At 72.4% G+C, this 9514-nt stretch carries 9 protein-coding genes; 2 read left to right on the forward strand and 7 right to left on the reverse strand.

The genetic code is table 11. The features are described 5' to 3' along the window. Nucleotides 1-44 precede the first annotated feature (44 nt). Nucleotides 45-1688, forward strand: a complete 1644-nt coding sequence (locus KUF83_RS15205; RefSeq protein WP_217455195.1) for a protein kinase — start codon at nucleotides 45-47, stop codon at nucleotides 1686-1688. 191 nt (nucleotides 1689-1879) lie between these two features. Here the strand turns inward: KUF83_RS15205 and KUF83_RS15210 are convergent, their stop codons facing one another. Together KUF83_RS15210 and KUF83_RS15215 are read right to left on the reverse strand one after the other, a co-directional pair. Further along, a complete protein-coding gene (locus KUF83_RS15210) occupies nucleotides 1880-2422 on the reverse strand; it encodes a bacterial proteasome activator family protein (RefSeq protein ID WP_217455211.1) in 543 nt (180 codons plus the stop codon). An 86-nt stretch (nucleotides 2423-2508) separates the two neighbouring features. After that, nucleotides 2509-3084: a PadR family transcriptional regulator gene (locus KUF83_RS15215; protein WP_217455196.1), complete on the reverse strand. Its 576-nt coding sequence runs from the start codon at nucleotides 3082-3084 to the stop codon at nucleotides 2509-2511. Nucleotides 3085-3255: 171 nt separating this feature from the next. Here KUF83_RS15215 and KUF83_RS15220 point away from each other — a divergent pair, with 171 nt between their 5' ends. Beyond that, nucleotides 3256-3663, forward strand: a complete 408-nt coding sequence (locus tag KUF83_RS15220; RefSeq protein WP_308403009.1) for a hypothetical protein — start codon at nucleotides 3256-3258, stop codon at nucleotides 3661-3663. A gap of 74 nt (nucleotides 3664-3737) precedes the next feature. Here KUF83_RS15220 and KUF83_RS15225 read toward each other — a convergent pair whose 3' ends face one another. The 5 genes from KUF83_RS15225 to KUF83_RS15245 all read right to left on the reverse strand — a co-directional run. Beyond that, a complete protein-coding gene (locus tag KUF83_RS15225) occupies nucleotides 3738-4718 on the reverse strand; it encodes an NAD(P)H-quinone oxidoreductase (protein WP_217455198.1) in 981 nt (326 codons plus the stop codon). Between the two features lie 47 nt (nucleotides 4719-4765). After that, a complete protein-coding gene (locus tag KUF83_RS15230) occupies nucleotides 4766-5872 on the reverse strand; it encodes a TrkA family potassium uptake protein (RefSeq protein ID WP_217455199.1) in 1107 nt (368 codons plus the stop codon). After that, nucleotides 5860-7227: a molybdopterin molybdotransferase MoeA gene (locus KUF83_RS15235; RefSeq protein WP_217455200.1), complete on the reverse strand. Its 1368-nt coding sequence runs from the start codon at nucleotides 7225-7227 to the stop codon at nucleotides 5860-5862. Before KUF83_RS15235 ends, KUF83_RS15230 begins: the two co-directional genes overlap by 13 nt. Next, on the reverse strand, nucleotides 7224-8270 hold the full coding sequence (locus tag KUF83_RS15240) for an NTP transferase domain-containing protein (RefSeq protein ID WP_217455201.1): 1047 nt from the start codon (nucleotides 8268-8270) through the stop codon (nucleotides 7224-7226). The genes KUF83_RS15235 and KUF83_RS15240 overlap by 4 nt, the downstream gene beginning before the upstream one ends. 90 nt (nucleotides 8271-8360) lie before the next feature. Continuing rightward, nucleotides 8361-9514: dihydrolipoamide acetyltransferase family protein (locus KUF83_RS15245; protein ID WP_254643872.1), on the reverse strand; the 1154-nt coding region annotated here is incomplete at its 5' end.

Consider the following 9514-nt stretch of genomic DNA (forward strand, 5'->3'; position numbering starts at 1 on the left):
TTTCGCCCGCGTGACGGCGCACGGCCGATGGGGGACGCAGAAAGATGAGCCAGGACGGCGCACATGGCCGGTACGTGGGGCGCTCGGTCGCCGGCGGGCGCTACCAACTGCGCGACTTGCTCGGCGAAGGCGGCATGGCCTCGGTGCATCTCGCGTACGACTCGGTGCTCGACCGCCAGGTCGCGATCAAGACGCTGCACACCGACCTCGGGCGTGAGCAGGCCTTCCGCGAGCGTTTCCGCCGCGAGGCCCAGTCGGTGGCGAAGCTCTCGCACACGAACATCGTCTCGGTCTTCGACACCGGCGAGGACGACCTCGACGGGGTGACGACTCCGTACATCGTCATGGAGTACGTCGAGGGCCGCCCGCTCGGCTCGGTCCTCGACCAGGACGTCACGCAGTACGGCGCGATGCCCGCCGACAAGGCACTGAAGATCACCGCGGACGTGCTGGCCGCTCTGGAGATCAGCCACGAGATGGGTCTGGTCCACCGCGACATCAAGCCGGGCAACGTCATGATGACGAAGCGCGGCGTGGTCAAGGTGATGGACTTCGGCATCGCCCGCGCCATGCAGTCCGGTGTGACGTCGATGACCCAGACCGGCATGGTCGTGGGCACCCCTCAGTACCTCTCCCCGGAGCAGGCCCTCGGCCGCGGTGTCGACGCCCGCTCCGACCTGTACTCCGTGGGCATCATGCTGTTCCAACTGGTCACCGGACGGCTGCCGTTCGAGGCGGACTCGCCGCTGGCGATCGCGTACGCGCACGTTCAGGAGACGCCCGTCACGGCCTCCTCGATCAACCGCTCGCTGCCGCCCGCCGTGGACGCCCTGATCGCCCGCGCGCTGAAGAAGAACCCGAACGAGCGTTTCGTGAGCGCCGAGTCGATGCGCGACGAGTGCCTGCGCGTCGCCCAGTCCTTCCAGGCCGCGCCTCCGAGCATCGTGCCGGGCGTGCAGACCTCGAGCGGCGCCGGTGTGGGCTCCGCGGTGTTCCCGCCGGTCGACCAGTCGGTCCAGGCGCCGCAGGGGAACGTGCAGACGCCGTACCAGCCCGGCCCCTACGGCCCGCCGACTCCGGCGCCCTCGCACACGCCCGCTCCGTCGTACGGCTATCCGCAGCAGGGCGGCTACCCGACGCCGGCCCAGACCGCCGCGTACTCCCCGCAGCAGGGCCTGTCGACCCCGCCGCCGTACACGATGTCCCCGCAGGCCTCTTCCTCCGGCGGTGGTGGCGGCGGCAAGAGCAACATGCCGGTGATCGTGGGCTCGATCGTCGTCGCGCTCGTCGCCATCGGCGGGCTGATCGCCGCGCTGACCCTGGGCGGCGGGGACGACGACAAGAAGCCGGAGGCCTCCGAGAGCGCCCAGGCGTCGGCCACCGAGGAGGTCGCCGGGCACAAGGGGCCCGACACCACGAAGAAGATCGAGAAGACCGTCTGCACGGAGCCCGACGAGTCGTACAACGACGCCGACAAGATCAGGGTCCCGGACTTCAAGTTCAAGAACATCGAGTCCGTGAAGGCGTGCTTCCAGGCGGCGGGCTGGCAGTACGAGTCCAAGACGGTGAACGAGAACGCCTACGGGGAGGGGACGGTCATGACCCAGATCCCCGAGGCGGACACGGACGTCGACCCCAAGGACATGCCCAAGATCCAGCTCTACGTGTCGACGGGCAACCCCGCCTGATCGCGTCGCCCGCACACACGGATCGTCCGCACACACGGAAGGGGCCCGGCAGAAATGCCGGGCCCCTTCCGTCTGGCGCTCTCCAGGAATTGTCTGCGTTGCCTGCGTTGCCTGCGTTTTCCGTGACGCCTGTGGCGTCCGTGGGGCCTGTCGCGCCCGTGTCTACCGCGCCGTCCGCGCGCCGTGAGGGCCTACAGGTACGGACCGCCCGTGCGGCCGCCCGCCCGCGGGTCCAGCTCCTCCTCGCCGCCGCCGGTACCCGGGGGCAACGCCCGGCGCATCTGCTCCAGCTGGGCCCTGGCCGCCATCTGCTGGGCGAACAGGGTGGTCTGGATCCCGTGGAAGAGGCCCTCCAGCCAGCCGACCAGCTGGGCCTGTGCGATCCGCAGTTCGGCGTCGGAAGGGATTCCCTCGTCGGTGAACGGCAGGGACAGCCGCTCCAGTTCCTCGACGAGGTTGGGGGCCAGACCGTCCTCCAGCTCCTTGACCGAGCTGGCGTGGATCTCCTTGAGCCGAACCCGGCTCGCCTCGTCCAGAGGTGCGGCGCGCACCTCCTCGAGCAGCTGCTTGATCATGCTCCCGATGCGCATGACCTTGGCGGGCTGTTCCACCATCTCCGTCACCGGGACCTCACGGGAGTCCTCGTCTCCACCGCCGCCGAGAGCCATCCCGTCCTGGCCTACGACCAGGATCTGAGGGTTCTCCGGCGACCTTTCGTTCCTCGGCATCTCCATGCCGCCATTCTCTCGCACGCGTACACCTCCTCACTCTGCTGCCCCCTTCCGAACGTGATCCACCCTCTACGGACCGGTGCTCCGCGTCAGGCGGACGGCGCCGGCGGAGGCGGCGGCTCCGTGGCGGCCGCCTCCGCGAGCCGCAGCAGACGGGCCTCGCAGTGGTCCAGCCAGCGGATCTCGGCCTCCGCCCGGAAGATCAGGTGCTCCAGGACGAGCAGCCGGGCCACCTCGTCGCGGTGCGCGGGAGCCTCCGCGAGCGCCCGCGCCCTGAGCCGGGTGTGGGCGTGCATGGCCTCCGACAGGTGCCGCCGCTGTGCCTCCACGATCGCCCGTACGTCCGCTCCTGGCGCCCCGACCGCCATGGCCAGCTTGATCGCCAGCTCGTCGCGCGGCAGGTTCGTACGCTCGACGGGGCGGGTGAACCAGGACCGGAGCTCGGCCCGGCCCTCGTCCGTCAGCGCGTACAGCACGTGTCCCGCCTCGTCCGTGCCCTGCTGTACGACCAGACCGTCCCGCTCCAGGCGGGCGAGGGTCGTGTAGACCTGGCCGATGTTCAGCGGCCAGGTCGAGCCGGTGCGGGCCTCGAACTCGGTGCGCAGCCGCGCCCCGTAGCGGGGACCGCGCTCCAGGAGCGCCAGCAGACCATGGCGTATCGACATGACCGACCTGTACCCCATACACCCCTATGAGCCAACGTTTCACCGAGGGTCACGGACGGTGAGGCCGAGATGCCCGTCCGGACACCCCGTGTGAGGCTGATGCCGTTGGTCTTGGCTTCTCCGTACCGGGAGGGGGTCACCGACGTGGCTCCATGGCTCAGCACTCTTCGCGTGACCGGCCTGTTGCTGTTCCTGCTGGCGGGTCCCGCGTACACGCCCCATGCGGCCGCGTACGAGCCCGGCCCCGCCGAGTCGCGTGCCGGCAGCCGTGCGGGAGAGGGGCGGGAGCGCCCCGGGCGGGAGGCGGCACCAACGGACGAGGACAGCGCGGCGGCTCACCCGGACAGCTCAGCGGACCCGAGGAGCCCGGGGGCCTCCGTCGCTCCCGAGCCGCCCTCCGCGGACACCGCCGCACCTCCCGAGCGGCCCGACCGCCCGGTCGACGCGCACGAGGCCGCCGACCATCCCGTGCGCACCTCGGAACCCGTCTTCCGGGTGCTGCCCCTCGGCGGCGGACTGGTCCTCATCGGTCTCGGCCTGGGCCTCGCGTTCCTCGCGCTGCGTACACGCCGGAGCTGAGGCGGCACGGGAACGGCTCCGCCCCCGGAGAACGGGGCGGAGCCGGAATCCTGTCGAGAGCCGGGCACGGCACGCTACGACAGGGTGAGCAGCACCTTCCCGATGTTGCCGCTCTCCTCCAGCACCCGGTGGGCCGCGGCCGCCTCGCTCATGGGCAGCTCCCGGTCGACCACCGGACGCACGTGCCCGGCGGAGACCAGCGGCCACACGTGCTCCCGTACGGCCGCGACGATCGTCGCCTTCTCACCGGCCGGGCGGGCCCGCAGCGAGGTCGCGGTGACGGCGCCGCGCTTGTTGAGGAGCGTCGCGATGTTCAGCTCGCCCTTGATGCCGCCCTGCATGCCGATGATCGCGAGGCGTCCGTTGACCGCGAGGGCCTTGACGTTGCGGTCGAGGTACTTGGCGCCCATGTTGTCGAGGATGACGTCGGCGCCCGCCCCGTCGGTGGCGGCCCTGATCTCCTCGACGAAGTCCTGCTCACGGTAGTTGATGAGCACGTCCGCGCCGAGTTCGGCGCAGAAGTCCAGCTTCGCCTTGCTGCCCGCCGTGACGGCGACCTTCGCACCGACGGCCTTGGCCAGCTGGATCGCCATGGTGCCGATACCGCTCGCTCCGCCGTGCACCAGGAGCGTCTCGCCGGGGCGGAGGTGGGCGATCATGAAGACGTTGGACCAGACCGTGCAGGTCACCTCGGGCAGCGCGGCCGCCCTGTCCAGGTCGACGCCCTCGGGCACGGGCAGCAGCTGCCCGCCCGGGACGACCACCTTCTCCGCGTACCCGCCACCCGAGAGCAGCGCGCACACCTCGTCCCCGACGGTCCACTCCGAGACACCGGGCCCGAGGGCGGCGACCCGTCCGGAGCACTCGAGTCCGGGGTAGGGGGACGCGCCGGGCGGTGGGTCGTAGAACCCCTGCCGCTGGAGCAGATCGGCGCGGTTCACCGCGCTCGCCGCCACCTCGACCAGCACTTCGCCCTCTCCGGGCACCGGATCCGGGACCTCGTCCCACACCAGCGCCTCGGGCCCACCAGGTTCAGGAATCGTGATCGCTCGCATGCGGGCGAGGCTACTCCGGACAGCCGTCGGGGCGGGGGCCCGGGCACTCAGTCGTGGGGCAGCGGCTTCATGTCCGGAGCGACCTGGGTGTGCGGGCTGACCCGCACGATGGTGATCAGACGGTCCGTCAACTGCACCTTCCCGATGGCCGGGTCGTCGTAGCCGAGCACGCGGTGCCCTCGTACGACACTCACCACCAGGTCCTCGATCTCTCGGACGCTCTTGCCGACCTCGGCCTTTATGACGGTCCGTTCGACCATGTCGAGTCCGCTGCCCTGCTGGATGAGGTCCTCCATGACCATGCCCGCGCTGGGGCTGAGCACGGAGAGCCCGAGCAGGCGGCCGGCCGCGCTCGCGCTGGTGATGACGGCGTCGGCGCCGGACTGCTTCAGCAGTGGCGCGTTCTCCTCCTCCCGCACGGCGGCCACGATCTTCGCCTTGCGGTTGAGCTGCCGGGCCGTGAGCGTGACGAGCACGGCGGTGTCGTCGCGCTGTGTCGCGATGATGATCTGCCGGGCCCGCTGCACCTCGGCCCGGATCAGTACGTCACTGCGCGTGGCGTCGCCGACCACCCCCGCGAAACCGTCGGCCGTCGCCGCGTCGATCACCTTGGAGCTGGGGTCGACGACCACGACCTGCTCCTTCTTCAGCCCCGTCGCGCACACGGTCTGAATCGCCGAGCGGCCCTTGGTGCCGAACCCGATGACAACGGTGTGCTCCCTCAAAGCGGTCCTCCAGCGGTTCAGTCGCCATTCCTCCCGGGTGCGTTCGGTGAGAACTTCGAGAGTGGTGCCGACCAGGATGATCAGGAAGAGCACGCGCAGCGGCGTGATCAGGAAGATGTTGGTGAAGCGGGCGCCGTCGCTGACCGGGGTGATGTCGCCGTATCCGGTGGTGGAGAGGGTGACGGTCGCGTAGTAGAACGCGTCGAGCAGGTCGACCGGCCCGTCCGAGCTGTCCTTGTAGCCGTCACGGTCGAGATAGACGATGAAGGCCGTACCGACCAGCACCAGCAGTGCGATGACGACCCGCTTGGTGACCTGGCGCAGGGGGCGTTCCACCCGTTGGCGGGGCAGCTTCACCCGATGAGTGACTAGGCGTTCGTCCGCCTGTCGGGCGATCGCGTCATGGCCCGGAAGTTTCACGTGAAACACACCCCGATCCCGGCCATCGCCCAGGGCAGGTCGAGGATCTCCAGTTCCTGGCCGGGCCGCGCACCGCCGGGCGGCACGACGGCGAGCGCGTCGGCCACGGCGATGCCCCGCAGCATGGCCGGTCCGTTGTAGTGCAGCGGCACGGCCCGGTCCTCGCGCAGCACGACGGGAATCAGCCGGGTGTCGTAGGGGTGACCGTGCACGGCGTCCTGGAGGGGCAGTGTGTACGGCTCCGGGGCCGCGCGTCCCGCGAGGGTGCGCAGCAGCGGCTCGGCGAGCGTGAGGAGGCCGGAGACGGCGGCGAGCGGATTGCCCGGCAGGCCGACAAGGTGCCGGCCCTCCTCGATGCGTGCCAGGAGCATCGGGTGCCCGGGGCGTACCTTGACCCCGTCCACCAGCAGTTCGGCGCCGATGCGGCGCAGGACTGGGTGGACGTGGTCGACAGGGCCGGCGGCGGTGCCACCGGTCGTGACGACGAGGTCGGCGTCGGAGTTCTTGATGGCCTTGCGCAGCGCCTCGGCGTCGTCGCCGAGCCTGCGCACCGCGATGACGTCCGCTCCGAGCGCGCGCAGCCAGGGCGGCAGCATCGGTCCGAGCGCGTCCCGGATCAGCCCGTCGTGCGGCCGGCCCTCGGTGAGCAACTCGTCGCCGAGGACCAGGACTTCCGCGCGCGGCCGGGGGAGGACGGAGACGGTGTCGTACCCGGCGGCGGCGGCGAGTCCGAGCACGGCCGGGGTGACCAGCGTGCCCGACGGCAGCAGGGGGTCGCCGGAGCGGCACTCCTGGCCGCGGGGGCGGATGTCCTGCCCCGGCACGACGTCCCGGGTCGCGTGCAGCCGGCCCTTCTCGTCGGTGCGGCCGTGCTCGCTGCGGATCACGGCGGTGACGTCCAGGGGGATGCGCGCGCCGGTGGCGATCCGGACCGCCTCGCCGTCGGTGAGCGGCTCCGGCTGGTCGTGACCGGCGAGCACGCCTTCGGCCCGGACGTCCCACGGGCCGGGCCCGGCGACCGCCCAGCCGTCCATCGCGGACGTGTCGAAGGACGGCAGGTCCGTGAGAGCGCCGAGCGGGGCGGCGAGGACGAGGCCCAGCGCGGCGTCGAGAGTGACGGAGACCGGGGCGTCGGGACGGCGGGGTGCCCGCTCCGCGATGACGCGGGCCTTCGGCCAGGGCGTGGCGGTGTGGTGCCCGGTGCTGTCCTTCCGGCTGCCGTCCTGCGGGGACGGCGCGGGGACGGAGCGGGGGGCTCCGGCCGGTCCGGAGTCGTCGGGCACCTTGGCACCGCCTTCCTTGGCCAGGGCGAGGGCCTCGTCGACGTCGAAGTCGACCTCCTCGTACTGCCCCGGGGCGGTCATCCGGCGTCCGGCCGGACGTCACCGGCGGGGCGGGCGGCCGGGGCGTCACCGGTGCCGGGAGCGGCGGTGGCACGGGTCCCGGTCGCCCGCGTGGGGTCCGTGCCCGGCGGGGTCGCCGTGGCATCGGCCTCCGCCTCCGCCTCTGCCTCCGCAGCCCAACGCAGCGCCAGCGCCTCAGCCTTGCGCGCGACCTCCGCGACCACCTCCGGGCCACCTCCGGCCCGACCCGCCGCGTACCCGACGAGGAACGTCGTCAGCGGGGCCGCCGGACGGGCCACTCCGTGGGCGGCGTCGCGGGCGAGGTCGAGCAGGGTGCCGGTGTCGACGTCCAGGTCGATGCCCAGTTCGTCCTTGATTGCGGTAATCCATTCATCCAACACGTGCCCATGCTCCCTGATACGTGCCCGGGCGGCGGCGATGTCGTCCCAGGTGTCGCAGTCGAAGGACGCGACGGGGTCGGTGATACGGGTCAGTTCGAGCGCGCCGGTGAGCCGTCGCAGCGGCAGTCCGGTCAGTTCACCGTGCTCGGCGCGCAGGACCGCCAGCTCGCGTCGCAGGGCCGAGCCACGGTACGCGGCCACGAGAGGCTGGTCGCGGCCACCCGTGTCGGTGAGCAACACGCCCTCGCCGCCCGTCTCGTGAAGAGCGGTCAGCAGCCTCCGTACCGTCGCCCCGTCCAGGAACGGCAGGTCGGCGGAGAGCACCACGACGTACTCGGCGGTGGTGTGCCGCAGTCCGGCGTCCAGTGCGGCGAGCGGGCCCGCGCCGGGCGGGTCCTCGCGGGCCCACCTGACCGGGCGGGCGGTGGGCCGGGGCTCGGCGACGACCACGGTGGTGGCCGCGCCGGAGCAGGCGGTGAGGACCCGGTCGAGCAGTGCGCGGCCTCCCACGTGCACGCCCGGCTTGTCGGCGCCTCCGAGGCGGCGGGCGGCGCCCCCGGCGAGCACGACGGCGTCATGGCCCTCCGTAGCGGGTGCGCCGGAGGAACCGGAGGCCCCGCGGGGGCCGGAACCGGGCGCGCTGGGAGGCTCGGACGCGGTCACCCCCCGAGTATGAGCGTCCGGTGGATCATTTCCACCCCCGCGCACAGCATGTGGACGGGGGTGGTGGCGGGGCCGGAGGGGCCCATGAGGTCACAGGGTCCGCAGCAGCACCGCCGGCTGTTCCACGCAGTCCGCCACATACCGCAGGAAACCGCCCGCCGTTCCGCCGTCGCACACCCGGTGGTCGAAGGTGAGCGAGAGCTGCACGACCTGCCGCACCGCCAGCTCGCCCTCGTGCACCCAGGGCTTGGGGACGATCCGGCCGACGCCGAGCATGGCCGCCTCGGGGTGGTTGATGATCGGAGTGGAGCCGTCGACGCCGAACACCCCGTAGTTGTTCAGCGTGAAGGTGCCGCCGGTGAGTTCCGCCGGTGTGAGCGTCCCGGTGCGGGCCGACTCGGTGAGCCGGGCGAACTCCGCGCTCAGCGACTCCGCGCCGCGCGCGTGGGCGCCCTTGACCACCGGCACGACGAGTCCGCGCTCGGTCTGGGCGGCGAACCCGAGGTGCACCTCGTCGAGCCGTACGACCTCGCGGGCGTCCATGTCGACCGTCGAGTTGAGCTCGGGGAAGCGGGCGAGCGCGGCGGTGCAGACGCGGGCGAGGAGCGCGAGGAGGGAGATCTTCGGCCCGCCGGCCTCGTTCATCCGCACGCGCGCGTGCATCAGTTCCGTGGCGTCGGCGTCCACCCAGCAGGTCGCGTCGGGGATCTCGCGCCGGCTCCGGGAGAGCTTGTCGGCGACGGCACCGCGGACGCCCTTGAGGGGGATGCGGGTGCCCGAGGCGCGCGCGGGTGCCGTGGTGGCCGGCGCCGCCTGACTCCGCTCGACGAGCGGGGCGCTCGGGGCGGCCGCACCGTGCAGCACGGCGTGCTCCACGTCGGCGCGCGTGATCAGCCCGTCGGGGCCCGATCCCGCCAGCGCCCGCAGGTCGAGCCCGTGTTCGCGGGCCAGCCGGCGCACGAGCGGGGAGATCACCGGCACGGGCCCGTCAGTCCGGCGCGGCGAATCGGCACCGGTCCCGTCGACGAGCGGTCGCCGTTCCCGTACGGCGTTTCGGGCGACCGCACCGGACGCGGCACCACCGGAACCGGCGGGCGCCGCGGCGGCAGCCCGATCCCGTTCCGGGCGGCCGACGAAACGGCCTTCACCAGGTCCTGTTCCGGCTCCGCCCCCGGCGCCGGTCCCCGTCTCGGCCCGCCCCGCTCCCGCGGCATGCGCGCCGCCGGGCCGGTCCGGGCCGGAGC

Source organism: Streptomyces sp. BV286 (assembly GCF_019090165.1).
In the GTDB taxonomy this organism is placed as follows: Bacteria; Actinomycetota; Actinomycetes; order Streptomycetales; family Streptomycetaceae; genus Streptomyces.